Here is a 26,903-nt window from a genome sequence, read left to right as displayed (position 1 = left end):
CCACCGCCGCAACCCCGGCCGACGTTGCCGCCGAGCAGCGGCTGCCCACCTGATAGAGCGCGATGAGCATGGCGCCGACCGGAACGTCGTAGGCAGGCGGCCCCGTGCCCGCCATGTACAGGGCGCCGACGAGCAGGGCCACACTCCAGCGTACGTCGGAAGAGGGGCCGGGACGAAGACACGCCTGTACCATGGCGGATCATCCGAGCAGTTTCCTCCTCCTCGGCCGATGTCAGGCCCGCGTGGTTCACGGGCACCGTCTCCAGCACCGCGGCCGGGGTGGGCTGATCGTCCACTGGGGTGGGAACCGTCAGGAGAGCTGGTCGGCGACAAGGTCGGCCGTGCTGCGCCTCGGTCAGGTCGGCAGAGAAGGCGTCGCGAGCGGCGCGCGCCTCAGAAATGCACCAGCGCAGCGCCTCGGCGACGTCGTTGCCCTCGTAGCGGCCCATCCGCAGCGATCACGCGACGTAAGAGCGAACGTCCTCGTCAGAGGGATCGGCCATGCGCAGCAGCGCCGGCACGGCTCGTTTGCCGCCAGTGGAGATAAGCGGCTCGGAAATTCAGGGCGGTCATCTCCGAGCCGCTTATCGTCTCCCACACGGCCTGCCTTCGGGGGAAACGCGCCTTAGATCATCGCGAGCCGGACGGTCATGCTCTGGCGTCGCACGACCGATCCTCCCGTAGATCTTCCTCAACTCGCCAGCCTAAGACGCTGACGATTCTAACGACTTGGTTCCCGTAGGCAATATCGCTCCCTGCCGGCGGTCGTCGTTTTCCTGCCAATCACATGCAGGGGAAGGGTTTCACGAGCATCTACGCAAAGACGAGCGGTGGTCGCGGAGCCGATACTCGGTTTCGCCGCCGCCCTGGCGATGCGGCGACGAATTCCTGCCATGGACATCGCGATCGGCGCCAGAAAAGCTTCTGGATGATCACCGAAGTCCGGGATTTGCCATACTGGGCCACAGGAAGGTCACCCGGAAGCTCTTGTCAAGCGGCTGGCCAGAAAGGGCTTCGGTGTGTGCGAAAACGCATGCGCCGAGTTCGGCCGTGAAAATGCTTTGTTCGAGAGCATGGCGCTCGGATTGCTTCCCCGTCTATGACCCCGACCTTGCGCACCGAGCGACTGTTGCTGAAACCGTACGTCACCGACGACCAGGAAGACTTCGTCGTCCTGTTCCAGGACCAGAAAGTTTCGCAGTGGATGGTCCTGGCCCTGCTCCCGGGGAGGAGGACCGCGCGCTGTTCGGACGGATCTTCACGAAGGTCTACGCCCAGGACCTGTTCGACGTCTGGGCGGTTCGCCGGAACGGCGCCTTGGTCGGACACGCTGAGATCAAGCCGACCAACGTGGTCCAAGGCCACGAGATCGTCTATGCGCTGTCCCCCGAGGTGTGGGGAGCGGGCCTGGGAAGGGAACTGGCCAACGCGATCGTCCGGCATGGCTTCGACACCCTTGGCTCAAGGAGGTGCAGGCTCTGGGAGCGCCTCGTGCTGACTGCCCTGGGTCTGCTCGCCGTGACGTGTGCGCTGGTGCCGGTCCTCCGCCGGGGGCTGTTGGTGACGCGGGTGCGCGGCGGAAGCATGCTGCCGACCTACCAGGACGGCGACATGCTGCTCGCCGTCCGGCGTGGTTGGCACCGGCGCCTGCGCGCGGGTGACGTCGTCGTCTGCCGACTGCCGGCTGGCCGGTCCCTACCGGCCGGTGGCGACGACCCGCTGCTGGTGAAACGGATCGCCGGTGTCGCCGGCGACCCGTATCCGCATGCCCGCGGGACGGGGAAGGTTTGCCGGGGGGCGTTGGCAGAGCCACTGGCAACGTTGGCAGTTTTCGAGCAATACGGTTACTGTCATTCAGGCCTCACCGGGGGCCGCTGAGCGGTTCTAACCGGCCGAGATGGTGCTGTGCGCTGACGGGCCGTCAAGAGGCTGGTGCCCGGACACCGGAGAGGCGTCATGTCGCCTGCTCACCGCCCGTATCACGGGAAACGCGGCCAAGCCGATCAGCAAGGCGACGACGAGAACGATCTCACGCCAGCCAAGGTTGGACAGCCACGAACCTGCCTTCTGGCCCGCGAACCAGCTAACCCTGGTCAGCACGTAAATTGCTCCCTGGCCCGCCATCGAGCCGACGCCGATCGCCGAGAACAGGAGCGACACGCCCACGTGCCTGCCCGGCCCGGCTGCGGTGAAGAGGCCATGCACCACAGACGGCTCCACGACGTACAAGGCGAGCGCCCACACCAGGACCGACGCCATCGCCACGTCCGGGAGCCCGCCGCTCAGCAGGACCACGACCAGCATCAGCACAAGCACTCCGTTGCCGATCAGCAGAGTGCGCCGGGCGTCGCGATCCGCTGCCCACCCACCGGCCAGCGTCGCCGTTGCCATGACGGCCGCTACTCCGCCCAGGAGCAAGGAGAGCAGCCCGACCGTCCACTCGGACCAGCCTGTCGGCACAGGAGAGACGAAGGCGAGCAGGGCGTTCTGACCGCCGATGAGAAATGCGGCGATGCCCAGCACGGCCAGGACGCGTGGCGCGAACGCCGCCCGGAACCTCCCTGCCCGCTGCCGCGGAGCGCCGGCCGGAGGGAGGAGCACCCCAAGGAGCGGCAGCGAGAGCAGGTCGGCCACGGCGCTCACGAGCAGAGCAAGCTCCCACGACATCACTTCTATCATCCAAGCGCTCAACACAAGGCCCAGCAAGGTCGTCGTCGCGTGCCCGGCGACCACGACGGACAAGGCCCTGCCAAGCCACGCGGGCGGAGCCATCGACGCCGCCGTGACACAGGCGACGCCCAGGAACACGCCGTACAGCGCGCCGATGATCGCCGCGCCCGCCGGTGCGGGCAGGCCGCCGGATGTCAGCGCCATGGCGATGTTCGCCAGTACGGACGCCGCCATCGACACGAGCAGCAACAGCCGACGCCCCAGACGGATGCTCACGAAGGTCAGTAACGGCCCGCCGATGACGAACCCGAGGGTATAGGCGGTCTCAGCCGAGACGAACGACGACCCTCCCGTGGTGTCGCTGACACGCTCCGGCAAAGACACGATCCCCTTGGCGCTGCCCAACACCAACGTGCTCACGAACAGCGTGGTCAGGCCTCCGGCAATTCTCAGCCTGGAAGGATAATTCACGTCAGCCTCCGGTCCCGCCCCCGGATGGATTTCATCTCGTTTTCCTGCAACCGTTCAGTATGGCGAACGCCACCTCCACTTCAGGGGTGAGATCAAGCCAGAAATCGCCTGCATACTGCCATTCGCAGCACAGGCAGGCACTACACGCTCTGCCCACAGGGAGTAGGGCGGGACCACTCGACGGAAAACCGTTCGCACCAAACATCCACGCATGGCAACAATGGCCGCTCATGGAAAATCGATCGCCATCCGGCCTGGAGTTCGCAGGTGTCTTCGACATCCACGTGACCCTCGCGGCCGGGACCGCCATCGAGCGCCTGGCCTCCTGGGTGGCCGGCAACGGCGGGAAACTCACCCACATCGTGCTCGCCCGCGGCGAAGTTCCCTCCCAGCCCATGCTCACCTTCACCGGGCGCGGTACCCTGACCGGCCAGCGGATCGCCGCCGCGACGAGTGCGACGCGGCTGCGTGAGGAGGGTTTCGGCGTCGTCAGGGTCAAGATCGAAGCCGCGCCGTGGAACGAGGACGTGCCGCAGAGCACGCAAGCGGCCGCTGCGCTGCCCGGGTGCTATTTCGAGCACCATGCCAAGGTGGCGGTCCGGGACGAGGCGGTCACCCTGGCCGCGATCGCCGTGCGCCACTCGGCACACGTGTCACGGAACGCCAGGCGGCTGCTTGGCGACGGCTCCCATGAGCGATTCGTGACACAGCGCTGCAGGTACGTCGGTCTGCCCGAGGCCAGGCGGCGATTCGACGAAATGGCGGCGCGCGCATGGAAGGCCGGTGGGCGCACGCCGACGTGCTGTCGGGCCTGGGCCCGGCTCTGCGCGGCTGCACGGCCATGCGCGTCTCAGCATGGTGCTCGCCCCGGAGGCCTGCGGCTTCGTCATCGGGCCGCTCGTGGCCGTTCAGGCGGGCACCGGGTTCGTCGAGATGCGCAAAGGCCGTTGGCAAGGTAACGACGGGAACGAAGTCCTGGTCCAAGATCGGGTCTTGGTACGCAGCACCCCGCCCGACTACGCCGACCGGACTCTGAAGTGGGTGGTACAGCGGCGGTTCCTGCATCCGGGCCAAAAAGATGCTGTTCGTGGACGAATGGGTGGAAACCGGTGCCACCGCCAAGACCGCCCGCCGGATCGGCGAGACAGCGGCGCCACCTGGATCGGCGCAGCGGTCATCGTCGACGCCACCGACGGCCGGTCATACCCGGACCTACGACTGCGTGCCCTCCTGCGCGTCGGCGAACTGGCCTGAAGACGCCATCCGACGTGCCGGCCCGGCCGGGGCCAGATCAGCCGGTGAATTGCCGGGCGCTTCCCTCACGCCCGAGGAATGCCAGGAGCCGGTCGCTGGGGTCGGCCAGCGACGAGACAGGAAGCGGAGGCCTGAAGTCGTGTGTCCGGGCCTCGTCGGAGACCAGAACCGGGGCGAGTTCCATGATGGCCGAGGCGAGCGTCGCCGGGATCGGCTTGCGCACATCGCAGGAACACGCGATGTCCCACCCGTGGACAGCGACCTCCATCACACCGACGGCCACCAGAATGTCGTATGAAAGCGCCCGGTCCGCGATGGCGACGGAATACGCGTCGTCTCTCGGCAGTGCGACCGCAGCGAGGAGTTGCCGGGCGCGGCCGGTAAACGTCCGTACGAGGCTGACCTTCGACAGGCCGCCGGGGGCGGCGATCGGGCCACTGGCGATGAAACCCAGCACGGCCCCTTCGTGCAGGATGACGAGAGAATCGTTGACGTGGCGAAGAAGGTCGGCGAGATTCCATTCGGCGCAGGGGGTCTGGCGAGACAATGACTCCTGCGTGACATAAGAAACGCAGTCGAGCGCGTACTCGATTGCGGGCGGCAACAGCCGGGACGCCTTGTCGTACATCATCGTGCCGCTCCTGTGGCTCGAGAGAACGTGCCTCGCTCTTGATGGTCATCACACAACATCTCGTCGTCCGGGGCGGCGGGCGCGTCGACAGGATTCCCGCGACCGGCACTTTCGGTGGGGCCTGCACGGGTATTGACTCAAGCCGGGCCTGAGAAGAATCGGATGGGGGTGGAACCATGCGCGGTCATCTCGGGCGCACCCGGACGATGCCTCCGACATACGTCACGCTTCTCGGTGGCTCGCTCAGCGGCGGGAGGGGCCCGAACCACCGGCTCACCGCGGTCGTGCCGGGGGCGAGTATTTCCCACCGGTCACCGAGAAGATCTCGGATCTGCTCGGTGGAGCGCAGCGTCATACGGGCCGACGTCCCCGCGTACACGTGCTCGATCGCCTCGATCTGACGCCGGTCAAAGCCGTCGGAGCTGAGATGTGAGTGCACCATGACGCTTCCCGCCGGCAGGGCCTCGCCGAGTTCCGCCATGATTGCGGCGGGGTCATCGGCATCCTCCACGAACGGGAACACATCAGTGGCCAGTACCGCCACGGGCTCGTCCTCTCCGAACATCGCCGCGACGTACGGGTCGGCGAGGATCTTGGCGGGGTCGCGCACGTCCAGCTCGATCATCGCGGTGGCCTCTCCGACGACGAGCAGCGCCCGCCCGTGAACGGCGACCATGGGATCGTTGTCCACATACGCGACGCGCGCCCGAGGGATTCGGCGTGCCGCGATCTCGTAGACGTTCGGCTGGGCGGGCAGCCCACAGCCGAGGTCCAGGAAGAAGCTGATTCCCTGCGTGGCCAGGTACTCGACCGCACGCGTCAGGAACTCCCTGTTGTCACGGACCGACTCCCTCAGATCGGGCGCCTGCTTGAGCAGGGCCTCGGCGGCCGCGCGATCCGCCGCGAAGTTGTCCCGGCCTTTCAGGAGATAGTCGTAGATGCGCGCGACACTGGGTTGGGTGAAATCGAGCCGGCGCAAGATGGCCGGGACGGGCAGGTACGGATCCAAGCCGACATTCGCCCCTGAAGTCCCTCGAGACCATGGATGGCCGGCTGACGTCGCGAAGATCGATTGGTCGTTCACGGCGAACATATCTCCGTTGCATGATGTGCGTTCTGCTGTGATGGCGCGGATGGAACGCACCCCGCTCGAACGGGTGAGCGTGCTTTACCCGTCTGCGCTCACATCGGGCCGTTTGGGGGCGCGACGCGGATGACCCGCCCTCGCCATGAAGACCACGGGCGAGCGGCAAAGGAATCGGCTCCGCCCGTACGCCCCGGCCTGTCGAAGACAGGCAGGCCACGCCGCCGATTCCTTTCTTGCCCGAGTCCGGTCCCTATCTGTGAGACCGCCACTCGACGTTCGCAAGGGAGGAATGACGGCGATGCACAAGCGTTCCACGGTCGCTCGAGGATCCGCGGGGCACCGTGTTCCACGCCTATCACCCCCCGCACCTCTCGGCTCGGATCCGGTGGGTGTGCCCGTGAGGGCTGCCGCCGAAGAGGGCTTCACGGTCAGCGACGACATGGATCCTCACGCACAAGGGAGGAGATGAGCGCCTAGCTCCGGTCTCGCCCCTTCTCGAGACCTCATGCCCTTCCTCGACATGGAAAGGGCCGCCCCAATCGCATTGATCACCGCACACGCGACGGCACAGCGACTGAAGCGACTCAAGTCGCTAACAAGAAGCGCCGGTCGCGTTGTTGGCATGCATTCACCGAGATGATGTCGGCGTTCGGTCGCTTCAGTCGCTGCTCCGCCAGGAAGGGACCCGGCGAGCTGCGCCTTCTCCAGCCCTCGCCCACAGCGGAGCCACGACCGGCATCATGCAGGAACGAGAGGTCCAGCCGTTGAGTCGCTGCCGTTGAGTCGCCGCTGTTGAGTCGCAGCCGAAACCGCAGGCCAGTCCCTCGAAGCGACACCTGATGAGCGACCGAAGCGACGCGTTCTCAAAGGACCGTCCCCGCTGCGCCCGCCGTCACAGAATCGTGAGTCGGCCTCATCAGTCGCTTCAGTCGCTCATGATGCGGCACAATATCCCTTGAACTGGGGCTGACCTTTCGGGAGAAGCAGCGACCGAGCGTGCGCTCCGCGGCGGTCGGTGTGTTGAGTCGCTGCCGCAGGTCATCCTCGGCGACCGCCCCTCCGAGGTGGGCCGTCGGCTAGGCTTTGACACCAGACCAAGCCTTCAGTCGCTTCAGTCGCTACGGTCACTCCCCACAGCGAGGCACAACACCCCAGCCATCGGTGCGACGTTCTCCCGGGCAGCGACTCAGCCGGACTTCGGAACAGAGGCATGGAAGGAAGCCGTGACGCTGCACTCCGACTACCACGGTCACCGCCCGGCGCTCCCTCTCCCCCGGCCGCTGGACATCGCCCTGTGGTGCGCCGGGCAGGCGTGGCCCGTCCATCCGCTGCGGCCGGGCGCGAAGACCCCGGCGGGAAACTGCTCGGCGTGCAGCGAGCGGGGCCACACGACAGCGGGGTGCCTCTGCCTGAAGAAGGGCCGCTGGTGTCACGGGTTCCTCGCGGCGACGCTCGACCAGGAGCTCATCACCTCGTGGTGGGCGCATACCCCGGGCTTCGGTGTGGGGGTGGCGTGCGGGCCTGCCCGGCTGGTCGTGATCGACATCGACGCCCATCCCACCCCGGTCCCCGAGCGTGAGCATCTGCTGCCGGGCATCACCATCGACCCCCGGGTCGATCTGTCCGGGCTGGCCAACGGTTTCCACACCATCGCACTCCTCGCCGCGCTGCGTGGCGAGGCGAGTCCCGCCGACGACGAATCCACCCTCCGGGTACGCACCCCCTCAGGAGGCCTGCATGTGTGGTACCGAGCGGCGCCCGGCGAGACGTACCTGTGCTCCACCGGTTCGGGCGCTGGTCGCGGGCTGGCCTGGCAAGTTGATGTACGGGCCACGGGCGGGTACATCATCGCGCCGGGGACACGTACGAAAGACGGCCCTTATGTCCCCGTCGGCGAGCGCAGAGAGCCTGCTCCCCTGCCCTCGTGGCTGCGCATCGAACTGATCAGGACGGGGCACCTGGTCCCCCAGGATCCCGCGCCGAAGACACCGGCCGTGCCGCCGCGCGCCCGTCTCGCCGTGCTGGAGGCCGGCGACGGAACGGGTACCGTGGGCGACCGCGCATTACGACGCCTCATCGCGGACGTCGAGGACTGCCGCCTGGTGCCGGAAGGGGCCGGTTTCAGCGCGAAGCTCAACCGAGCCTCCTACACCGCCGGCGGGCTTGTCGCCGCTGGTTACCTCACGCACGACCTCGCCCACGCCGTGCTCACCCGGGCCGCGCAGCAGGCTCGCCCCGGCCAGGAACGACGGTTCGAGCGCATCATCGACTCCGGCCTGACCGCCGGGCAGCGTAGGCCGTTCCATCCCCAGGAACGGCCATGAGCCCGTCCAGAGGCCGAGACGAATCCGGCTGGGTCGCCGCGACCCAGCAGACCCTTGACCTTTCCGATGGGACGGTACCCGAGCCGCTGCCCGCGGACCGCCCGAAACAGCCCGCCATCGTCGGTAGCGAGGGCCTCCTGCCCGACAGCCTGACGGATCGGGGCAACGCCAAGCTGTTCGTCCAGCTCTACGGCCGCGACTTCCGGCACGTGCCCGGCATGGGCTGGTTTCGCTGGGCGCATCACCGATGGGCGCTCGACGACAGCGATGCCGTCATGTGGGCGGCCGGCGAGATGGCAGAGCAGCTGGCGGTCTTCGACCCCCACGGCCGCTACACCTCCGCCGAGCTGCGCCGACATCGGCGGCGCGCGCTGTCCACCACGGGGATGAACGCCTTCCTCGCTCAGGCCAAGGCGGCTCCCGGCATGGTCCTTGAGCCGTCCCTGCTCGACGCCGACCCCTATGCGCTGTGCACGCCGGCGGGAGTGGTGGACCTGCGCACCGGCGCCATCTCTCCTCCCGATCCCCTGAGGCAGGCGCACTCTCGTTCCACCACCGTCTCCCCCCAGCGGTCGGCCACACCCCGATGGCGGCGCTTCCTTGAGGACACCTTCGGAACTGACGACGAAGGACGCCAGACGATCGACTTCCTCCAGGTACTCCTGGGTTATTCGATCACCGGTGACGTCGGCGCCCAGGTCATGCCTTTTCTGTACGGGCAGGGTAAGAACGGCAAGTCAGTGCTGGTCGAGGTGATGCTGCAACTGCTGGGGGACTACGCCGATGCGGCCCCGCCCGGCTTCCTCATAGCCAGGACCTTCGACAGCCACCCGACGGAGCTGGCGGAGTTGCACGGCCGGCGCGTCATCGTGTGCTCGGAGCTCAAGCCCGGAGATCGCTTCGACGAGGCCCGCGTCAAGCTCCTCACCGGCGGCGACAAGATCAAGGCCCGCCGGATGCGCCAGGACTTCTTCAGCTTCAACCCCACGCACCACCTCTGGCTGCTCGGCAACCATCGTCCTGAGGTGACGACCGGCGGATTCGCTTTCTGGCGCAGGCTTCGGCTGATCCCGTTCGAGCGGGTGGTCGCCGAAGACCGCAAGATCGACAACCTCGCCCGCATCCTCGTCCAGGAAGAAGGACCAGGCATCCTGGCCTTGCTGATCGAGGGCGCCGGCCGCTACCTGAGAGGCGAGAAGGACCTGTCAGGACCGCCACGCGTGCAACTGGCGACCGACGCCTACGAGGCGACAGAAGATGTCGTCGGCCGGTTCATCGTCGAGGCGTGCAAGCTCGATCAGACCCTACGGGCCGAGCAAGCGAGCCTCTACAGCGCTTACACTCGTTGGTGTGGTCAAGAAGGAGCTACCCCCGTCTCGGCTCGCGCCTTCGCGGCCCGCGTGCGCGACACTCTGGGAATGGCCTCTCCGAGAGAGATGCTCCTGTCGAACTCTCGCAAGTTCTATCCAGGGATTGGCTTGATCTCCGATCTTAACGGTGAGGAGCTGCAGCGGTGAGCGCTTCGATCACGCCCGACGACCTCACGCACGAAATCGAGCTGGTATGGCTCGAGGACATCCAAGATCTCGACTACGTCCGCCAATGCCTCGACCGGCTGCCGACGCGCGGCCGCAAGCCCGCCTACTACCGCAACGGCCGCATGGTGGGATACGCCGTCCTGGGGTCGACCGCCAAGGGGTCGCCGGTCTCGGGGACGTTCCTTCGCCGGGTGTTCTGGCTCGCGCCGCATGATCGCGACCAGGAGCCGCAGGGCTTCTACAGTACGGGAGCCCCCGTGGAGGCGGTCGATCCGCGGACCCTGGCGCCGGGCGTACCTGGCAGAAAGACCGAACGCTCCGAAGGTGGCCCTCCGTCGCCCGCCATGGTCGAACTCGGGCTCACCCTCGACAAGGCGTGAGGTCGCGTTCCGCGCACCAACCGATCGGATGGCCCGGGGATCGCTACCCGGCCGGCTGAGGTGATCGCAGCCGGACCTGAACGTCAGCCAAGGGGAGGTCGTCCCCGCAGGCGGCGCACCGGATCTCGTGCTCGACCTCCGTGTCGCACTGGTGGTGTACGAACTCCACAGGTCCCGGGCTGATCCATTGATCACCCCACCGCGTGAGCGCGATGATGACGGGCTTGAACGACTGGCCCATCTCGGTCAGCACGTATTCCTGGTGGCCCGGCCGAGTCTCAGGAGCGCGCGTACGGAAGATCCCTGACTCGACCAGGGTACTGAGGCGCTTGGCCAGAATGTTCGGCGCGATGGCCAGGCTGCTCTGGAACTGGGAGTACCGGGTGTAGTGCCGGAAGAGCGCGTCGCGCAGGATCAGCAGGCTCCAACGCTCACCGACCAGCTCCAATGCCCGCGCTGCGGAGCAGTCCTCGCCTTCGTACGTCCGGCCCAGCATGCGCCTCCCCACTTCTTGCATGATGAAAGTATGCTAGCTAGCATCACGCTACCACTTCATTCGAAGGTGGTGCCACCGGCCGGCCACCTGGCCATCGCCGACGACTCCACACCGTCAGGCCAATTCATCGATAGATGTGTGCCTGATCTTTCCAGGAGGTTGCGCGGTGGCGGAGGCCTGCAGGCTCCAAGGACGGCGTCACCGTACTCGCATCGCCTGCAGGGGGTTCGCCGCCCGGCACAGCGCCTTGGCCGCAGGCGCCGACCGCGTGAAAGCCCGTCCGCGGGGCATCGGCCCCCCATACGTATCCACGTTGAGAGGAATGAACACGATGAGTGACTCAGCCAGCAGGAGCACGACCGTCGATGATGCCACCACTGTCCCCGCGAGCGGTGTGACCCCGCCGACGCCGAAGGCGGCGGTGTTGCGCGCATTGCACGTGGCGGGTGCACCGGTGGTGCTTCCCAATGCATGGGATGCGGCCTCGGCGCGGATGGTCGAGGCTGCGGGTTTCTCCGCCGTGGCCACGAGCAGCGCGGCAACCTCCCAGATCCTGGGTTTCGAGGACGGTGAGGCGACTCCGGTACAGGAGGTGCTGGACGCCACACGGCGGATGGTTCAGGCGGTGCGCGTACCGGTGACCGTGGACTTCGAACGCGGATACGGGCTGGCGCCGGCGGAACTGGTCGAGCGGTTCGCCGCAACCGGGGCGGCAGGACTCAACCTGGAGGACTCCGAACCGGCGACCGGGCAACTGCTGGACGTCGGGGAGCAGGCGGACTTCCTGGCCGCCGTCCGCCAGGCGGCGCGCTCCTTGAACGTGGACCTGGTCATCAACGCGCGCACGGACGCGTTCCTGCGCCGTGCAGGATCTCCGGAGGAGCAGCTGGCCACCACCCTGGAGCGCGGCAGGCGCTACCTCGAGGCCGGCGCGGACTGCGTCTACCCGATCGGCGTGGGCGACCCCACCGTGATCAAAGCCCTCACCCAGAACATTCCCGGCCCTGTCAACGTGGCCTACGGCCGAGGCGCCCATTCCCTGGCCACCCTCGCCTCACTCGGAGTCGCCAGGATCACCTTCGGACCCATGGTGCAACGCCACCTCTACAGCATGCTCGAAGCCACGCTCCTGCCCGCCCTCGTCGCCGACACCAACCCGTTCCAGTAGGAACGACGCCGGGGCGCCAGCGCCACCGCGCACGATCGAGCCCTTCGGCTGACGATGTCACACGACCACGACCGCCCTGGCGCGTCCCGGGCAGGGCGAAGTCGGAACCGAATTTGCGGGCTCCACCGATCATCGGCCCGGTGGAGCCCGGATCATGGGTGGTGCACCGGCCGGCCGGCAATTGACCCCTGGCCGTGAGCCGATGGCGAAGGCTTGCCAGGCGCGCTTCTTCAGCGGTGGGAGAGGAAGCGCCGGCCCGAGCTTCGCAGCCCCGTGCTTCCCGTCCGGTGGGTTAAAGTCTCGGATCGCATCCGCCAGTTGGTCTGGACGAACGTACGGTAACTAAGGCACCTTCCGGCACCTCGCGGCGCAATACCGTGGATTCCGTGCCCAACTGAGGAGCCCTCAGCCATGTTCGTCCTTGCTGCCGATGAGACCGGCGGACTCGAGCACCTGCGGCTACGTCAGCTCCCGGACCCTGCTCTGGGCCCCGGCCAGGTCCGCGTACGGGTCGCCGCGATCGGCCTCGACTTCGCGAAGCTCGTCCAGCTGTCAGGTGACGTTCAGATCCCCGCTCCGGACCTGCTCGTCCCCGGCTTCGAGCTATTCGGCGTCGTCACCGAGACAGCGCCCGACGTGACCACGGTCGCGCTCGGCTGGCGATGATCACCCTCGTGAGCTGGGGCGCCTATACCGACCAGCTCGTCGTGGACGCCGCCCATGTACTGCCGGTCCCCTGCAGCCTGGACGACCTGACGGCCGCCGCCTTTCCCGTCTCGTACGCCACCACGCACGTCTCACTCCTGCATCGAGGCGGACTCCGGTCCGGCGAAACGGTCGTGATCGCGGGAGCAATCGGTAACCTCGGTGAGGCGGCGCTGCCCGTCGTCCGGGCCGCAAGTGCCCGGGTCATCGCCGTTGATCGCTCGGGCGCCCTGCGAGAACCGGTTTCAACCAGCGTCAGAGGTACGGACCGACGACGCTCGAGTCAAGCCTTGTCCAATGTGATCCCAAGTTCCACCATGGCGGGCGACGGAGGGCCGCCTTCCGATCGCTCGGTCTTCCGGCCCGGGGATCGAGGCTCCAAGGTCCGGGGGTCGATCGCCTCCACGGGTGCTCCCGTGGAATAGAAGCCCGTCGGCTGCTGATCACGATCGTGGGGAGCCAGCCAGAAGACACGGCGGCGAAAGGTCCCCGACGCGGGCGAACCTTTCGCCTCCGGGCCGAGTACCGCGTACCCCACCATTCGACCGTCTCGGTGGTAGACGGGTTTGCGACGACGGCTCGGCAGGCGATCAAGGCTCTGGCGGACATAGTCAAGCGCGCCGATGTCTTCGAGCCACACCAGCTCGGTTTCGTACATGAGGTCATCGGGATTGATCGAGGCACTCATCGCGACAGCCCTTCATCGTCGAGATCGGAGATCAGACCGAGCCCTGGATAGAACTTGCGAGAGTTGGACAGAAGCATTTCCTTGGGTGACGCCATCCCGAGTGTGTCTCGTACCCGCGAGGCGAAGGCCCGGGCAGATACCGGGGTGGCTCCTTCGCTTCCGCACCAACGAGTGTAAGCCGTGTACAGATGCGCTTGCTCGGCACGTAGTGCGGGGCCGAGCTTGCATGCCTCCGTAATGAACCGTCCAACCACGTCCTCCGTCGCCTCGTACGCATCGGTGGCAAGTCTTACCCGGTGAGGGCCGGACAAATCTCTCTGACCACTCAGATAGCGGCGGGCTCCGTCGACCAGCCAGGCCAGGATTCCGGCACCCTCCTCCTGGACGAGAATGCGCGCCAGGTTGTCGATCTTGTTTTCTTCCGCCACGACGCGCTCGAACGGGATGAGCCGCAGCCTCCTCCAGAACGCGAAGCCGCCCGTGGCGACCTCGGGGCGGTGGTTGCCGAGCAGCCAGAGGTGATGCGTCGGGTCGAAGCTGAAGAAGTCCTGGCGCATCCGGCGGGCCTTGATCTTGTCGCCGCCGGTGAGGAGCTTGACGCGGGCCTCGTCAAAGCGATCGCCCGGTTTGAGCTCCGAGCAGACGACAATGCGGCGGCCATGCAGCTCGGCCAAGTCGGTGGGGTGCCCGTCGAAGGCCTTGGCCATGAGGAAGCCGGGCGGGGCCGCATCGGCGTAGTCCCCCATGAGTTGGAGCATCACTTCGACCAGAACCGACTTGCCGTTCTTACCCTGCCCGTACAGAAAAGGCATGACTTGGGCGCCGACGTCACCGGTGATTGAATAACCCAGGAGAAGATGAAGGAAGTCGATCGTCTGATGGCCATCGGCGTCATCACCGAAGGTGTCATTGAGGAAACGATGCCACCGAGGAGTCGGGGCGGGTTCGGGTGACAGAGTGGTGGAGCGTGAATGCAGGTGCGTGGCCGGGTCTGGCGGTGAGATCCCACCGGTACGCAGGTCTACGACGCCCGCCGGAGTGCACAGCGCATAGGGGTCGGCGTCCAACATCGCAGGGGACAACACCATGCCAGGGGCGGATTTGGCCTGCGCGAGCAGAGCGTTCATCCCCGTAGTCGACAACGCCCTGCGCCGGTGACGGCGGAGCTCGGCCGAGGAGTAACGGCCTCGCGCGTCGAACACGGCCAGCTGCTCGGCCATCTCACCCGCCGCCCACATGACGGCGTCGCTCTCATCCAGGACCCAGCGATGCCCTGCCCAACGGAACCATCCCATGCCGGGGACATGCCGAAAGTCTCTGCCGTACAGCCCCACAAAGAGCTTGGCGTTGCCGCGATCGGTCAGCGAGTCAGGGAACAACCCGTTGCCCGTAGCGACGGGCTCCTCGGACAGGCGCACCCGCGAGGGGGCCTGCTCGGCGGAGATGTCGGACAGATCGAGAATCTGCTGAGCTACGGCCACCGGGTCGAAGCCCCCCGGGCCGGTTGAGGGGGTCATGATCGTCCTTCAGGATGGTACGAGCTAAACGGGCCGGCGGTCCTGCCGCACGCAGGGAGATCGGGGTACGGCCGGGCCGAACCGGCTCCACCAGGAGGCATTTCCGCGTTGCTGTCGACCAAGTGTCCCTCGGCCACCGGTGTATGGGTGGCGACATCGTCCGGCTCAACGCTGATCACTTCGGGCTGAAAGCCTTCTCCCCTGCTGACACATACACCCGCCTCCATGGGATCGGAGGCCCGGCCCAGCACCACACGCCCGCCAGCTGTGTGGGGACACCGACGGGCAACGGGAGAGAAGTGAGGGGAGACAAGTCCGGGATGGTGACCGTCGTGGCGAAGTCGCTGAGTCACATGATCCCTTCCCGTAGTGCGCTCGGCAGCGGCTCTTCCCAAGCCGCTGCCTGCGGATCCTTGTCGAGTGCTGCTGTAGTTGGGGTGACTGAAGCGACTGAAGCGACCGGGACTCGAAGACGGTAGTACACACTAGCCGACACCACAGTGGGAGCGTGGCATTGCGCTGCGGCGACACGGCAGCGACTGAAGTTTGAGTCGCTCGACACACGGGCGCTTGAGTCGCTGGCGCCTTGTTGAAAGAGTGCCTGGTGAAAAGCTTGTCAGCGGTCGGTGGAGCGACCGAAGCTACTGAAGGCCGGTACTTATGACGTCGCCAGAGAGAAGCGTTGTAGACGATATATATCCCCACCCAGCGTCGCTTCGGTCGCTTCACAAAGCCCAATACCAGCGTTGACCTGGGATTTTGTCCAGCGACTCAAGGGGCAGCGACTGAAGCAGGCGAGCGGAACACAGTCTCTGGTCGCTGAGTTCTGCTCTCAGCAGGATTCCCGCACATGCGGCGAACATGGACATTCTCACGTGAACAGCGACCGAAGCGACTCACCCCCCGTATTGGCGAACGAGCGCATGCCAAGGACACCAGCTGGCACCCCTAGCTCGCGATTGGCATCGCTTCGGCCGCTGGGCTGCGGTGACTCGGGAGCCGGAGCAGGTCGCCCGTATTCGGGGGCCAGCGGAGAGCGGTCCCCGAGCCAGTTGCAGCCGAGGGCCTGCTGATCCGGAAGGTGTCCAGGAAGACGAGGCTGAGCGCCGGCTCGGCCCCTGTAATGCGACCTCCTACGGTCGGCCATCGCCAGGAGTCAGATGAGGGGTGACCCGCCCCCGATTCGGCATGCGACATCGGCCGGCTCCTTACCCAGGTTGCTGAGGGCGGCCGCCCATGCGGCCGCAGTCTCCTCACTCCCCGGTCATGAGCTACCGACGGTGCGCAGGTCCCGGTGTGCGCCCGTACGGTTCCCTAGTCGTGGGCTGGGACACGATTTCTCCTACTCCCTCTCGCTGTCGATGCGGTGACGGAGCGTTGTTGACCTTGCGTCCCCTGGCCCGGCGTCTCCACCGTTAATGACCGACCGGGCCGACCCAAGGAATCGATACGAGGGCACGTTGACCCCCACGTGGGGAGTGTCCAGTCCTCGGCTCTGTCTCTCTTTCGGTGGTGACGGAGAGTTAGGCCAAGAGGATGCGGTGGCGGAGCAGCGTGAAGCCGGCCCCCCGTGCATCTGGCGCATGATCCGTTTGGTCTTGGTGTTCACGCCACTGTCACCTTGCCCTACCACAACCGGCCCTGCGGATGCTGCGCGCAAGATGGGCCCGCCGGCGATTGCCGTCCACGGTCTCGACGCTGGCGTCGTTGTCCATGCAGGCGTCGATGAGCCCCACTGGCGGAGAGGCATCGCGATGCCGAGAGTCATGTCGGGCACGGTGCCGAGATCGGCGAAGAGCGGTCAAGGCAGAGCCGGCAGCTGCAGCGCCTCCAGCTGCCGTGTTGCGGAGTGAGTACGACACCGGTGATTCTGCTGGCGATCGCCAGGGCCACTGGGATGGGGTTGTCGATGTGGTCGGCGGCGGCGGGATCGATGCCCAGCTCACGGAGGTGACGATTTAGCCGGTTGGGGTCCGCGCCATGCCGGTCAATAGGAAAGGCTGGGTTGATGTCGGTGACGAGTTCGCCGTTGACGGCGTAGGTGAGGTGGTGCTGGGCGGCGTAGCATCGCAGCGGCGCTGAGCAACGGTCCGGGCTGGTAGGAGAGCTGGTCGCCGCAGCGTTCGCGGGCCCTGATGCGCGTACATCCAGCCCCAACGCTTCGGCGATCGTCCAGGGCGGACATCCGTTCCGCAGGGCCATCCGATCGATCCACGACGCGAACGACTCGCCGTACGCCGGTGCCACCACCAACGCCAGCCGCCGGGCCAGAGCGTCATCATTTCCCAGGCCGAACCTCCGGCGATACACGTGCGCTACTGACATCTCCGACGGCCTACTGCCAGGTCTCCTGACATCCCCCCGTGCTGTACCGGCATTTGCAAGGCCGTCGGACAGGAACTATCTGGCGTCTCGGAACTTGATAGCGGAGCCAGGCCTCTACCTGCGCACTATCAATTGGATATACGTCTAAATAGGGCGACCGAACGTCATTCAACGTGATAGTACGATCCGAACACGGTTCGGGCGTCCCACTGGTTGCTCTTCCAGACATCGCCTCTGAAGGGGATCTGGCTCGTTCGCGACGCGCGTTTGTCGGTCCGGCCGTGGACGAACTGGATGTCCGGCGCGATGGCCGAGTGGTAGGGCGGAAGAGTAGAGGGCGAAAGGTGGCACCCGTGCCGCCCGCGGACTAGAGACGGGCGTACCCGAGCCGAGGCGCGGCTGAGCGAACCGCGGCGTCCGCCGGCACGTCTGCCGGATATGCGGATACTTCCAGCCGCAGTGCTTCTGGTGCTCGCGGCGGCCTGCGGTTCCGCCCGAGCGCCGATCACTGCCGATGGGAGACCGAGCTCTCGGTCGAGGTGCCGACCCCAGCCGTGCTGCGCTGCGCCGATGGGGGCACACTGAGCGTCCCGGTCCTGGCCGTCACAGCCGCCTACGCCGGACTCAGCAAGCCTGAGTCCTTCGTCGACGAGGAGTGCTCGACCAGGGGCTGCCGGCCGTTGCGAGTGCTCGCGGTGGCGAGAGGCGAGGCCACGATGCCCAGCAGCCGGGGGGACGTGCGAGTGCCCACGTGGGACTTCACCGTGCAGGGCGTGCCGGAGCCGTTCCGGCGGGTCGCAGTGGACCGGCCGCGATGGGCTGGCCGCCCCGGCCGGTCAGTGACGGGATCCAGGAAGTGCGCACATACGAGGTGCGCGCGCCGACAGAGCTCCAGCTGAGCTACCTGCACGGCACCTGCGACACGACCTATGGCTCGCGCGTGTACGAGACGCCCGAAGCGGTGGTCGTGGACGTCGACGTTCGACCAGGCGGCGCTCACGATGAGGCATGACAAGGTGCGCGGTGATCTGGGATCCCGGTGCGTCACAGGCCTGGCGGTTCCCAAGTCGCGGCAAGAGCCACTTTTGAACGCGTTCAGCCAGCCGCGCTAGGCTTGTCCCACTCACCTTTAGGGAAAGCCGGATGAAGATCGTGATACCCGGGGAACCGGGCAGGTAGGCACTATCCTCAGTCGCGCGCTGACCGCCGCGGGCCATGACGTTGTCATCCTGACCAGGCGGCCGGTGCGCGATCGCGACGTCCGCTGGGATGCCGAGGCGCTTGGCCCATGGGCGAAGGAACTCGACGGCAGCGACGTCGTGATCAACCTGGCCGGACGCAGCGTCAACTGTCGCTCCACGCCTGACAATCTGCGGGCCATGATGGATTCGCGGGTGCATTCCGCCCGGGTGGTGGGTGAGGCGGTCGCGGCCGCTGTACGGCCTCCCCGGGTCTGGTTGCAGATGAGCACCGCCACGCTCTACTCCCACCGCTTCGACGCCCCAAACGACGAGGTGGCCGGCGTGCTCGGCGGAAACGAACCGGACGTGCCAGGCTACTGGGCCTACAGCGTTGAGATCGCGAAAGCGTGGGAGCGGGCGCAGGAGCAAGCCGAAACCCCGCACACGCGCAAGGTCAGCATGCGCACTGCCATGGTGATGGGCCCCGACCGTGGCGGCGTCTTCGAGGTCTTGCTGCGGCTCGCGCGCCTCGGACTTGGCGGCCCGGTCGCCGGCGGCGCGCAGTACGTGTCCTGGATCCACGACCACGACTTCGTCCGCGCCGTCGAGTTCCTGGCCGACCGGGACGACCTTGCCGGGCCGGTGAACCTCGCCGCTCCCGGTCCTTTACCGCAGCGCACGTTCATGCGCGTGCTGCGCGCCGCGTGGGGTGTTCCGGTGGGCCTGCCCGCAACAAAGTGGATGGCCGAGCTCGGCGCGTTCGCGCTGCGCTCGGACACCGAGCTCCTGTTGAAAAGCCGCCGCGTCGTCCCCTGCCGCCTGCTCGAAGCGGGCTTCGCCTTCGACTACCCGCAGTGGCCGGAGGCCGCCGACGACCTCGTGCGACGCCTGCGCGGCGGGCCTGGCTCCACCATGTGAGTCTTTGGCTCCTCCAGCGACTTCATGGCCGCCGGCCGCCCCAGCCTCGTCCGGCTCGCTCATGGGCGTGCTCCGGCGTCGCTGATCGCCGAAGCGGCCCAGACCATGGTGGTGTCCTCTAACGGGCGTGAGAGGTCCACGGCCAGTTCGCCGGTCCAGCACAGGTGCAGCACGACCGCGCGGGCTACCAGCGGTTCGGCGGTGAAGCTGACCAGCTGCCCCAGCGGCACCGGCTCGCCGGCCAGCGCCAGCAGTTGCGCGCGGTAGTCGCTCACCCCGACCATTTCGTGGCGATAGCCCGCCAACGCCAGCACGTTGATCGTGCGTTGCCGCCCGGGCGGCTCGCCGACCAGCTCATAGCCCCAGCCCGCCACTGCGCAGCAGGCCGCGACCCGCTCGGCGGTCGCCTTCACCTTCGCGTCGTTCAACCGGCCGGGGTTCTTGACCTCCATCACCGTCGCCGAGCCGTCCACCCGGCGGACGAACAGGTCCGGCGTGGCCTTCCAGACGCCGCGATTGTCCACGCCGAACAGCTGCATCGGCTGGCCGGAGAAGCCGGTCACCTCGGGGTCGAAGTCCAGCATCGTCATCCAGACGCTTTCCAGATACGACTCACACTCGATCATCCGGTTCGTCGTGGATGACCAGTGCGTGCTCGGCGTGTGCGCCTGATCGGCTCGGTGCGGGATCCGCCGGATCGCGCCGCAGTTCTCGAACGCCACCTCGGCGGCAGCTTCCAGCGGAAGCTGCTCTTCCTGCCCGTCCGGATGCAGGTAGCGGACCTGGACGCTGCGTAACTGCAGGTCGGCAGCCTTCATCACGCCTCCCAAGACTGTAAGAAGCGGCTGCTCGCATTCATCCAGAGCGTCGGCACGCGGAGCAGAATCGTGTGACGAAGGTCACGTTAGCGCTCCGTGGTTGACTTCGTCCTCACTTTCCGGGCCAAGCATCTCAGGCCACCCCCGTTGGCCCGCTCACCGCCGGTGAGCTTGCCCACCGAGCACGGCATCCAAGGCTGCTCTAAAAACTGACGGCAGAGCCACCTGCGTCAACAGATCTGGCCGCCGCTCCTTCCATCTCATCCGCGCGGCGGCGGCCAGTGGCATCAACCGGGCCACCAGCTCCGACTCCCCTTCCGCCGCGGCCACCTCCAAAGCCACCGCCAGCAGTCCCGCAGACACCAACGCCGTCCGCGGAGCCATCCCGAAGCGACCTACTGGCCCCGCCCGGTTCCACCGCTGTCCACCAACTTCTGCGGCCAGCGCGCCCTGACCATCCAGAGGGCACATCCAACAGAGGGAGAACCTCCGGCACCCCAGGCCGGACCAGCATCGCCGTCGCTTTCAAGACCGCGAACCACTGACCGGCACTCACCACCTGACCTGCGATCAGCGCGGGCCGACGGTGCATCGCCACCTCAAGCACGAGTTGTTGCTGATCAGCGAGTTTGCCACTCACCCAACTCGTGCTGATCTGCGGGATCGGCTGATCACATACGGCCCCGCTGAGAAGCGCGCCGCACCGCAACGGAGCCGGCATCCGTGAGCGAGACAGACGCGCAGGCTGCCCGGCCGGACCCCGTCGCACGGAAACGCGGCATCTCGGGCAGAGATCCACCAGCAGCGTCCTATGCGCGGGACAGACCGCGGCCCAGCCCAGCTTCCACCAGACCAGCCACGCTCCGTCCGAAGCCGCCAGGCACGTCGGGCATGCCCGGCTGCCGAAGAACTGCACCCACTCACGACCCTCTGCACGACGGACTGACTCCTTGTCGCCCACATGAACGCCTCCCAGATCCAGGACCGAGCCGTCGAACATCTCCAGGTGCATCCCACGCACTGTCTCGGCGCTCACGCCTGTAGCAGCCTCGATCGCTCTGTACGTCTCCGGCGTCGCAACGACGCCGTACGCCAGTGAACGGACGTCACCTGACGCGCGTACATCCAGCCCTAACGCCTCGACCATCGTCCACGGCGGACATCCGAATCTAGAGGTTCCACGGCAACCGCGCCGCCATAGATCATATTTGTCAATACACTATTGACATGGCGAAGCGCGTCCTTCCTCAGATCAGTAAAACCGCAGGTCAGGAGGCCATTGAGCGGATCGTACAGCGTCGGCGGGAAGTACGCGACCCCGATCTGGTCGCGCTGGAGACCAAGGATCCAGCCGAGCACCCTCTGGCCGTGATCCAGCACGTCTTGAGTTGCCGCAGGGTTCCTGATTGGGTGACGTCGAACGACGTTCTCGACGGGCTGTGGGTGCTCGCCTACATACGTCTTCATTGTCCTCATCGTCCAGATGAGGCGGAGCGCCTTGAGCACGAACTGCTGGAACTGGGGCGCGCCATGCAGATCGCGATGATCCGCATGGCACCGCCGCTCAATGTGCGCAGCCGGCAGGCGGTGGAGCATCGGCTTCTCCGGCATCGGGCCGCTCGGCTGGGGCTAGGCCGAAGTGAGCGGCTGGAACGAGCACACCGGTTGTCGAGGACGCCACCGGAGAGCACCTCCGCTGAGGCGCTCTGGTACGACCGCCATGCCCTGGCGTTGTGGGAGGCGGCCGCCCAGTTGGTGGCCTCCCGCTCTCAGCTTGATCACCTCATCGACGACGAGATGGCGGAGTGCCTCATCGGCCTTCGTCGGGCGGTGAGAGAGATGCAGTGGCCGCTGTCGCCGGCTCACTACTCCACGCTGCGGGAGATCGGCTGGTGGGTCCAGGAGATCGTAGACTCGCTGGACGAGCCTCGATATGCCTCGTTCCGTGAGCAATTGGGAGAGCTTCATGCCACCGCCGCCACGCTTGCCGCTGGACACCATCGTGCACGGTTCGGCGACACGTAGGTGCTCTCCGGTCCAGCCTTCAGACAGACGATGAGGTCTGGAGTCAGCGGATGCCCGGCGTCAGGGTGACTCTGATGTAGCGAGGTCACACCTACTGCGTTGGGGAGAGGGCGCCGGGAGCGGTTTTGGCTTCGCTGCAGACGGGGTGGCGCCGAGACGAGGCTGGTGGCGGTAGAACGGCTTCGGTTCGTTGGTGGGAGTTAGTACTCGAGTGGCGACGTCAGCGGTCGGCCTTCTGCATTGAGCTCGAGACGACCGGCCAGGCGGTCCGTCGTCCTCCGCACGAACGTTCGGGCCATACGACCCTGTAAGGGTACGGCGGAGGAAAGACGGTACATTGCTGCTAAATATGGGATCATCAGTTCATCGGGCGTATGGAGGCGGGATCCCGGTCGACGTCTGTCCCATGTCGTTCGGGGAGTCGGCCTGGCCAGCTAGAGAGCTTCAGCCTTCCTCCGGTTGTGTGGGATGCCGAGACGAGGAAGCCCTCCGTTGAGAGGAATCCGTAGCTCGATGAGATCGGGCAAGCGATGTACGTCCGGTTCAAACCGCAGATGGCCTGCCGCAACTGGAAGCCGGGGCCACAAAGGGGCCGCCCCGCCTGCCTCCGTACAGCCATTTTGGTTCAGCGGTCGGCTTTGAGATTCGTGAGGGACGCCTAACTGTAGGCCGCCTTGCTAATTTTTATGAGGAGCTTCGATGTAGCACGAAGGTCGTCGTAGACGAGCACATGATGACCTTCTCCTATTGCTTGGCATAGACGACCCCCAGCAAGATCATTTATGGTTAGCGAGATGCGTTCCCCCTGGTCAGATCGAGTAATAGGTATCATGATAGGTGTCAAGATAATGATGTTGAAAGGTGTTGAGATAAATGTAAGCATAGAGTTATGCATAAATACATCACTATGTCTGTCCATAGGATCTATCTCAGGGTTATAAATCGTGATGAAGATTGATGTCAAAACAGGAAAATGCTCAGGTGAATCAAACAGAGTGACACTATGAGCATCACAGGCGCACTCATAGGGATACCAGCCAATAGGTAGACAGGCAGTGACAGCAGCGTCCAACACGTGATGAGAACTGGGTGCACGGTAGCGAGACCACGTCGCGGACCGATTCCCCCAGGGGACACGGGCCAGATGGATGCCCAATACGGGCACAGGGGGATCCGGGGGATCGCGGGCCGACGCATGGAAGAGCGCGCGAAACGGCACAGCCCCGTCTCGGCGACCCCGTTGAACCGAGCGACATCGGCGACACACCCGCGAGAAACGTGGCACGGGCAAGGCTGATCTGTTAGGAATGTGACGGAAGTACCGTCGCCACAACCGGGCCGCCTGTCGCTCAGCCCGTCGCCGCCCAGAAGGCGCTTCCACCAAGTCGTCGGCATGCACAGGAGAGCAAATCCATGACCTTCCCCCACACCGCCAGCAGAAGTGGAGCGCTGAGCGTGCAGGAGATCGTCGAGTCGATCCGGCCTAAGCTGAGGCGAGTGATCATCGTGTTGAACAACAAGGGAGGCGCAGGCAAGACCACCACGACGGCCAACATCTCAGCTCAACTGGCAGCCGCCCTGCACAGCGCCGGATCGTCACAGCGCGTGCTCGCCATCGACCTCGACCCACAGGGGAATCTCGGACTGGACCTGGGCCATCAGGGAACGCCCGGCGACGATGAGGGCCAGAGCGTCATCGACGTGGTCGAGGGCACAGGCCCTCTGCACATCATCAAGGACGTGCGACCGCAACTGGACGTCGTACCAGGCGGGAAGGTCCTCAAGAGGATCACCGCCTCGATGATCGGCACCAGGTCCATCGACCCGAGGCGGGAGATCCTGCTGAGCCTGGCTGAGGCCCTCGCCGAAGTGGCGCACGACTATGAGTGGATCCTTATCGACTGTCCCCCAAACCTGGCCGATCTCCAGCACCTCGCGGCGGTCGCGGCCGAGTACGTGCTCATCCCCGTGTGTTTCGACCAAGGCGCCATTCAAGGCCTTGAGGGCGTCAGCGAGGTGTTCGACGTCGCAACGCGGCTCAATCCGAGCATCACCCCGTTGGGGGTGCTGCTGTTCGGCTTCGACCGGCAGCATCTGCGCAAGATTCGGAATGAGGACGGGGAGGTGATCGGCCTCAAGGAGATCGGCTTCCTGGCCAAGAAGCGGCGGGAGATCACGGAAGTCCTCGGTGACTCGGGCATCCCGATCTTCCAGACCGTGATCACCCGGGCCGTGAACGTCGCCGACCAGTGCAGAAAGCATGGACGCGTCTTCGCCGAACTGGCCGACCTCACGGCTGGCTCCGACTGGAAGCGGCACGCCAAGCAGCACCAACTCACTCTCAGCACGGAATCGGCCGAGACCTCCGCGATCGAGATGGAGGAGGCCACCGCTGAGATCATCAAGCGAGCCATGGAACTGGAAGCGGAGGCGTACGCGTGACCACGGAATTCTTCGACGACAAGCCTCCCCAGCCCAAGCTGGGCGGGATGACGAGGGCGCGGGGCAAACGCGGGCAGAGTGGACTGGCCTCGCTGGTCGCCCAGTCGCCGGCCGTTGAGGAGCCTGCCGCCGCCACCCCGCCGGAGACTCAACAGCCGCCCTCCCAGCGAGCTGTGCCTCCGCCCCAGAGGGGTCCCTCCGACGGCGAGTCCGAGTCCAGGGGCGGGGCACTGGAGAAGTCCGCGGCGCCGCCTTCCCGCCTCACTCCTGTGAATCGGGGACTTCCCGCGCAGGTCGAAGGAAACGGTCCCGCTGCGTCGGCCCGTCCGCAGCCGGAGGGACAGACCACCTCGCCTCAGGGAAAGGCTCCAGGTCGGGCGATCACCACTCAGCAGCAGGAGGCGCGCAGCGCGACACCGGCTCCCGCAACACCGGCCTCCGCGGAGTCACGGGGTGCAACGCCCGGATCTGCGGTGCCGGCCTCTGGAGCCGCGGCCTCCGTGGCGCCGTCCAGGCCGGTGGAGACGGAGCCGCGCCGGCGCCCTGACCTCGTACCGCAAACACAGCTCGCCGCGCCTGCGCAGGTGTTGCAGAGCCGGCCCCAGCCTGCCAGGCCCGCGCCGCGACCGATGCCCAGGCCCTCCGCTGCCACCGGAGTGAATTCGAGCGCCTACCAGACGCCCGAGCAGGTCAGCATTTACGTCAAGCCCGAGGCCAAGGAGCGGGCGCGCGTGATGAGTCGCAGCGAGGGCATCGAGTACGCGCAGCTGGCCATGGACGCCATCGACCACTTCCTGTCAGAGAACATGCTGGCCTTCCTGGTAAGGGCCCGCTTGGAGGTGAGCCGCCCCAACGGCTCGCACTTCCCGCCCCGCAGAAACCTGCGCTCGAAGTCGAGGCCGGGCATCCGGCGGGTACTGTGGCCTGTCCAGTTCCGTCCAGCCGAGCTCGACATTCTCAACGACCTGGTACAGGACACCGGCGCAGAGCACCTGTCCACGCTGGTCTCCGTGGCGGTGGAGGCGTACCTGCTCGACGATGACGGCGTCGACTCCAGTCCCTCCACTGACGACGCGGCCATCTCCTCGGGCAGATAGGGAGCGGTTGACACAGGGCGGATGACACACAGCTTCCACGCTGGTTCGGCAACAGCGTGGGGGGAGCGGCCTGGTTCTGTGAGTGCGGAAGCGCTTGTCCGCCATCACCGGCCGCGGTCGGTCAGGGGCGATGGCCGACCAGACGAGATGTCCCACAACGGTGCCGAGAGCCCCTCCAGCCGCTGGATGTCGCCAGCGGTGGGGTGGGGTCTCAGAGGGCCGCCACTCTGGTTGATCAGGTGCGGGGCGAGCTCAGAAGGTGCATGTGAAAGGCGCTGGATCACTGCTGTGGGCCGCTGGACAGCCTGTCGTCACACGGCGCTTCGCGTGAGGTCGACGTCTACGACCCGGGACGCCGCAGCCGCGAGTCACGCCTGCGGCGCGTGGTGGTTGCTGACGCTCGCCGCGATGCGGCGCTCCGTCGGCCCCATGTGGGGATGGCCGGCGCGGGCGAAGCTAGGGCTTGTGGTGGCCGAGCCGCGGATCATGGAGCTGTCGTGTGTCCCTGGACGCGACTGGGCAAGCACCTCGCCCTGCGCGTGGATGAAGCTCCCGTGCCGGCCGTAGCGCTCGTAAACGCTCTGCACCAGCACCCGTGCCATGACCAGGTGATCTTCGCAGGCGGCCGCGACCCTCGCCTCTAGGCCGGTGATCTGGGCGAGGCGCAACTGCAGACGCTGCTGGCTGGAGCGGCGGTCGAACCCGTCGAGCTCGGCCAGTCGCTCGGGCCAGCGCAGCCGCCGCTCGATCGAGGCGCACACATCGGCCACGAGCTCCGCGGCGCACCGGGTGTCCGGCTCGCGGCCATCGAGTTGCGCGGCCCGCTGGGCCGTTGGCTCGAAGTCGGCGAGCCTGCGCAGGCCGCCTCGGAGTAGGCGTGCGCGGTTTCGCAGGCACGCGGCACTCCAGTCGAGCACCAGGAGGCGGTCGGCGTCCACATCGCACTGCCAGCCCACCAGCGCCATCTCGCGGGCCAGGCGGTGGTGGAGGACCCACGATCCTTGCTCGGCCTCCGGCGCCGGGGTGTCGATCCGTACCTGCAGGCCCCCGGAGGGCAGCTCGGTGACCTCGAACTCCATCTCGGGCAGGACCCTGGCGCAGATCCGCTGGATGACCTGTTGTCGCGTGGCCTCCGCCGGCGTCCCGGGGCAGCGAGCCTGACAGCACG

The 26,903-nt window shown here is 66.5% G+C and carries 22 protein-coding genes; 12 read left to right on the top strand and 10 right to left on the bottom strand.

Annotated elements, in window-relative coordinates; genetic code table 11:
• The first annotated feature begins 1,200 nt into the window (after nucleotides 1–1,200).
• The gene (locus LDL49_RS47225) at nucleotides 1,201–1,878 is read left to right on the top strand and encodes a GNAT family N-acetyltransferase (protein WP_225301488.1); all 678 of its coding nucleotides are present in this window, start codon (nucleotides 1,201–1,203) and stop codon (nucleotides 1,876–1,878) included.
• 6 nt (nucleotides 1,879–1,884) lie between these two features.
• On the opposite strand, the gene LDL49_RS47220 is transcribed toward LDL49_RS47225, so the two are convergent.
• Nucleotides 1,885–3,090 (bottom strand): MFS transporter, encoded by a 1,206-nt coding sequence (locus tag LDL49_RS47220; protein WP_225301487.1) that lies wholly within the window; start codon nucleotides 3,088–3,090, stop codon nucleotides 1,885–1,887.
• 281 nt (nucleotides 3,091–3,371) lie between these two features.
• On the opposite strand from LDL49_RS47220, the gene LDL49_RS47215 reads away from it, so the two are divergent.
• Nucleotides 3,372–4,100 (top strand): hypothetical protein, encoded by a 729-nt coding sequence (locus LDL49_RS47215; protein WP_225301486.1) that lies wholly within the window; start codon nucleotides 3,372–3,374, stop codon nucleotides 4,098–4,100.
• 332 nt (nucleotides 4,101–4,432) lie between these two features.
• Here LDL49_RS47215 and LDL49_RS47210 read toward each other — a convergent pair whose 3' ends face one another.
• Together LDL49_RS47210 and LDL49_RS47205 are read right to left on the bottom strand one after the other, a co-directional pair.
• Nucleotides 4,433–5,026 carry a TIGR03086 family metal-binding protein gene (locus LDL49_RS47210; protein ID WP_225301485.1) on the bottom strand — a complete coding sequence of 198 codons (594 nt, stop codon included), beginning with the start codon at nucleotides 5,024–5,026 and terminating at the stop codon, nucleotides 4,433–4,435.
• A 184-nt stretch (nucleotides 5,027–5,210) separates the two neighbouring features.
• Complete coding sequence (locus LDL49_RS47205; RefSeq protein WP_225301484.1) at nucleotides 5,211–6,035, bottom strand: SAM-dependent methyltransferase; 825 nt, start codon at nucleotides 6,033–6,035, stop codon at nucleotides 5,211–5,213.
• A 1,301-nt stretch (nucleotides 6,036–7,336) separates the two neighbouring features.
• Here LDL49_RS47205 and LDL49_RS47200 point away from each other — a divergent pair.
• From LDL49_RS47200 to LDL49_RS47190, 3 genes are read left to right on the top strand one after another with little or no spacing between them, the layout of a single operon-like run.
• Nucleotides 7,337–8,437, top strand: a complete 1,101-nt coding sequence (locus LDL49_RS47200) for a bifunctional DNA primase/polymerase (RefSeq protein ID WP_225301483.1) — start codon at nucleotides 7,337–7,339, stop codon at nucleotides 8,435–8,437.
• Nucleotides 8,434–9,954, top strand: a complete 1,521-nt coding sequence (locus LDL49_RS47195; protein ID WP_225301482.1) for a DNA primase family protein — start codon at nucleotides 8,434–8,436, stop codon at nucleotides 9,952–9,954. The genes LDL49_RS47200 and LDL49_RS47195 overlap by 4 nt, the downstream gene beginning before the upstream one ends.
• A complete protein-coding gene (locus LDL49_RS47190) occupies nucleotides 9,951–10,355 on the top strand; it encodes a DUF6009 family protein (protein ID WP_225301481.1) in 405 nt (134 codons plus the stop codon). Before LDL49_RS47195 ends, LDL49_RS47190 begins: the two co-directional genes overlap by 4 nt.
• A gap of 43 nt (nucleotides 10,356–10,398) precedes the next feature.
• Here LDL49_RS47190 and LDL49_RS47185 read toward each other — a convergent pair whose 3' ends face one another.
• Complete coding sequence (locus LDL49_RS47185) at nucleotides 10,399–10,872, bottom strand: winged helix-turn-helix transcriptional regulator (protein ID WP_225301480.1); 474 nt, start codon at nucleotides 10,870–10,872, stop codon at nucleotides 10,399–10,401.
• A gap of 310 nt (nucleotides 10,873–11,182) precedes the next feature.
• On the opposite strand from LDL49_RS47185, the gene LDL49_RS47180 reads away from it, so the two are divergent.
• Nucleotides 11,183–12,019 carry an isocitrate lyase/PEP mutase family protein gene (locus LDL49_RS47180; protein WP_225301479.1) on the top strand — a complete coding sequence of 279 codons (837 nt, stop codon included), beginning with the start codon at nucleotides 11,183–11,185 and terminating at the stop codon, nucleotides 12,017–12,019.
• A gap of 411 nt (nucleotides 12,020–12,430) precedes the next feature.
• Nucleotides 12,431–12,685, top strand: a complete 255-nt coding sequence (locus LDL49_RS47175; RefSeq protein WP_225301478.1) for an alcohol dehydrogenase catalytic domain-containing protein — start codon at nucleotides 12,431–12,433, stop codon at nucleotides 12,683–12,685.
• 322 nt (nucleotides 12,686–13,007) lie between these two features.
• Here the strand turns inward: LDL49_RS47175 and LDL49_RS47170 are convergent, their stop codons facing one another.
• The 3 genes from LDL49_RS47170 to LDL49_RS59490 form a co-directional block, all read right to left on the bottom strand.
• Nucleotides 13,008–13,412, bottom strand: a complete 405-nt coding sequence (locus LDL49_RS47170; protein WP_225301477.1) for a DUF6009 family protein — start codon at nucleotides 13,410–13,412, stop codon at nucleotides 13,008–13,010.
• Nucleotides 13,409–14,929: a DNA primase family protein gene (locus tag LDL49_RS47165; protein WP_225301476.1), complete on the bottom strand. Its 1,521-nt coding sequence runs from the start codon at nucleotides 14,927–14,929 to the stop codon at nucleotides 13,409–13,411. Before LDL49_RS47165 ends, LDL49_RS47170 begins: the two co-directional genes overlap by 4 nt.
• Nucleotides 14,930–16,693: 1,764 nt before the next feature.
• Complete coding sequence (locus tag LDL49_RS59490) at nucleotides 16,694–17,131, bottom strand: DUF6461 domain-containing protein (protein WP_225301475.1); 438 nt, start codon at nucleotides 17,129–17,131, stop codon at nucleotides 16,694–16,696.
• 979 nt (nucleotides 17,132–18,110) lie between these two features.
• Between LDL49_RS59490 and LDL49_RS47155 the strand changes: the two genes are divergently transcribed.
• Together LDL49_RS47155 and LDL49_RS47150 are read left to right on the top strand one after the other, a co-directional pair.
• Complete coding sequence (locus LDL49_RS47155; protein ID WP_225301474.1) at nucleotides 18,111–18,266, top strand: hypothetical protein; 156 nt, start codon at nucleotides 18,111–18,113, stop codon at nucleotides 18,264–18,266.
• A gap of 172 nt (nucleotides 18,267–18,438) precedes the next feature.
• Nucleotides 18,439–19,353: a DUF1731 domain-containing protein gene (locus tag LDL49_RS47150; protein ID WP_225301510.1), complete on the top strand. Its 915-nt coding sequence runs from the start codon at nucleotides 18,439–18,441 to the stop codon at nucleotides 19,351–19,353.
• A 59-nt stretch (nucleotides 19,354–19,412) separates the two neighbouring features.
• On the opposite strand, the gene LDL49_RS47145 is transcribed toward LDL49_RS47150, so the two are convergent.
• Nucleotides 19,413–20,171 carry a TnsA-like heteromeric transposase endonuclease subunit gene (locus LDL49_RS47145; RefSeq protein ID WP_225301473.1) on the bottom strand — a complete coding sequence of 253 codons (759 nt, stop codon included), beginning with the start codon at nucleotides 20,169–20,171 and terminating at the stop codon, nucleotides 19,413–19,415.
• 202 nt (nucleotides 20,172–20,373) lie between these two features.
• Nucleotides 20,374–21,318, bottom strand: coding sequence for a TniQ family protein (locus LDL49_RS59485; protein WP_225301472.1), 945 nt, complete (start codon nucleotides 21,316–21,318; stop codon nucleotides 20,374–20,376).
• A gap of 80 nt (nucleotides 21,319–21,398) precedes the next feature.
• Between LDL49_RS59485 and LDL49_RS47135 the strand changes: the two genes are divergently transcribed.
• From LDL49_RS47135 to LDL49_RS47125, 3 genes are all read left to right on the top strand, one after another.
• Complete coding sequence (locus LDL49_RS47135; protein WP_225301471.1) at nucleotides 21,399–22,196, top strand: hypothetical protein; 798 nt, start codon at nucleotides 21,399–21,401, stop codon at nucleotides 22,194–22,196.
• A gap of 1,413 nt (nucleotides 22,197–23,609) precedes the next feature.
• On the top strand, nucleotides 23,610–24,638 hold the full coding sequence (locus LDL49_RS47130) for a ParA family protein (protein WP_225301470.1): 1,029 nt from the start codon (nucleotides 23,610–23,612) through the stop codon (nucleotides 24,636–24,638).
• Between the two features lie 656 nt (nucleotides 24,639–25,294).
• Nucleotides 25,295–25,735 (top strand): hypothetical protein, encoded by a 441-nt coding sequence (locus LDL49_RS47125; RefSeq protein WP_225301469.1) that lies wholly within the window; start codon nucleotides 25,295–25,297, stop codon nucleotides 25,733–25,735.
• A gap of 368 nt (nucleotides 25,736–26,103) precedes the next feature.
• On the opposite strand, the gene LDL49_RS47120 is transcribed toward LDL49_RS47125, so the two are convergent.
• The gene (locus tag LDL49_RS47120) at nucleotides 26,104–26,814 is read right to left on the bottom strand and encodes a hypothetical protein (RefSeq protein WP_225301468.1); all 711 of its coding nucleotides are present in this window, start codon (nucleotides 26,812–26,814) and stop codon (nucleotides 26,104–26,106) included.
• Nucleotides 26,815–26,903: the final 89 nt, after the last annotated feature.

It is taken from the genome of Nonomuraea aurantiaca, from assembly GCF_020215705.1.
GTDB classification, from domain to species: domain Bacteria; phylum Actinomycetota; class Actinomycetes; order Streptosporangiales; family Streptosporangiaceae; genus Nonomuraea; species Nonomuraea aurantiaca.
Note: the sequence above shows the minus strand (reverse complement) of the source record. Positions and strands in the feature narration are given on the sequence as shown.

Coding starts and splice junctions, on each gene's coding strand:
- LDL49_RS47215 (WP_225301486.1), top strand. CDS start 3,372: ATGGAAAATCGATCGCCATCCGGCCTGGAGTTCGCAGGTGTCTTCGAC.
- LDL49_RS47210 (WP_225301485.1), bottom strand. CDS start 5,026: ATGATGTACGACAAGGCGTCCCGGCTGTTGCCGCCCGCAATCGAGTAC.
- LDL49_RS47195 (WP_225301482.1), top strand. CDS start 8,434: ATGAGCCCGTCCAGAGGCCGAGACGAATCCGGCTGGGTCGCCGCGACC.
- LDL49_RS47185 (WP_225301480.1), bottom strand. CDS start 10,872: ATGCAAGAAGTGGGGAGGCGCATGCTGGGCCGGACGTACGAAGGCGAG.
- LDL49_RS47180 (WP_225301479.1), top strand. CDS start 11,183: ATGAGTGACTCAGCCAGCAGGAGCACGACCGTCGATGATGCCACCACT.
- LDL49_RS47175 (WP_225301478.1), top strand. CDS start 12,431: ATGTTCGTCCTTGCTGCCGATGAGACCGGCGGACTCGAGCACCTGCGG.
- LDL49_RS47170 (WP_225301477.1), bottom strand. CDS start 13,412: ATGAGTGCCTCGATCAATCCCGATGACCTCATGTACGAAACCGAGCTG.
- LDL49_RS47165 (WP_225301476.1), bottom strand. CDS start 14,929: ATGACCCCCTCAACCGGCCCGGGGGGCTTCGACCCGGTGGCCGTAGCT.
- LDL49_RS59490 (WP_225301475.1), bottom strand. CDS start 17,131: ATGGCCCTGCGGAACGGATGTCCGCCCTGGACGATCGCCGAAGCGTTG.
- LDL49_RS47145 (WP_225301473.1), bottom strand. CDS start 20,171: ATGAAGGCTGCCGACCTGCAGTTACGCAGCGTCCAGGTCCGCTACCTG.
- LDL49_RS59485 (WP_225301472.1), bottom strand. CDS start 21,318: ATGGTCGAGGCGTTAGGGCTGGATGTACGCGCGTCAGGTGACGTCCGT.
- LDL49_RS47135 (WP_225301471.1), top strand. CDS start 21,399: ATGGCGAAGCGCGTCCTTCCTCAGATCAGTAAAACCGCAGGTCAGGAG.
- LDL49_RS47130 (WP_225301470.1), top strand. CDS start 23,610: ATGACCTTCCCCCACACCGCCAGCAGAAGTGGAGCGCTGAGCGTGCAG.
- LDL49_RS47120 (WP_225301468.1), bottom strand. CDS start 26,814: ATGGAGTTCGAGGTCACCGAGCTGCCCTCCGGGGGCCTGCAGGTACGG.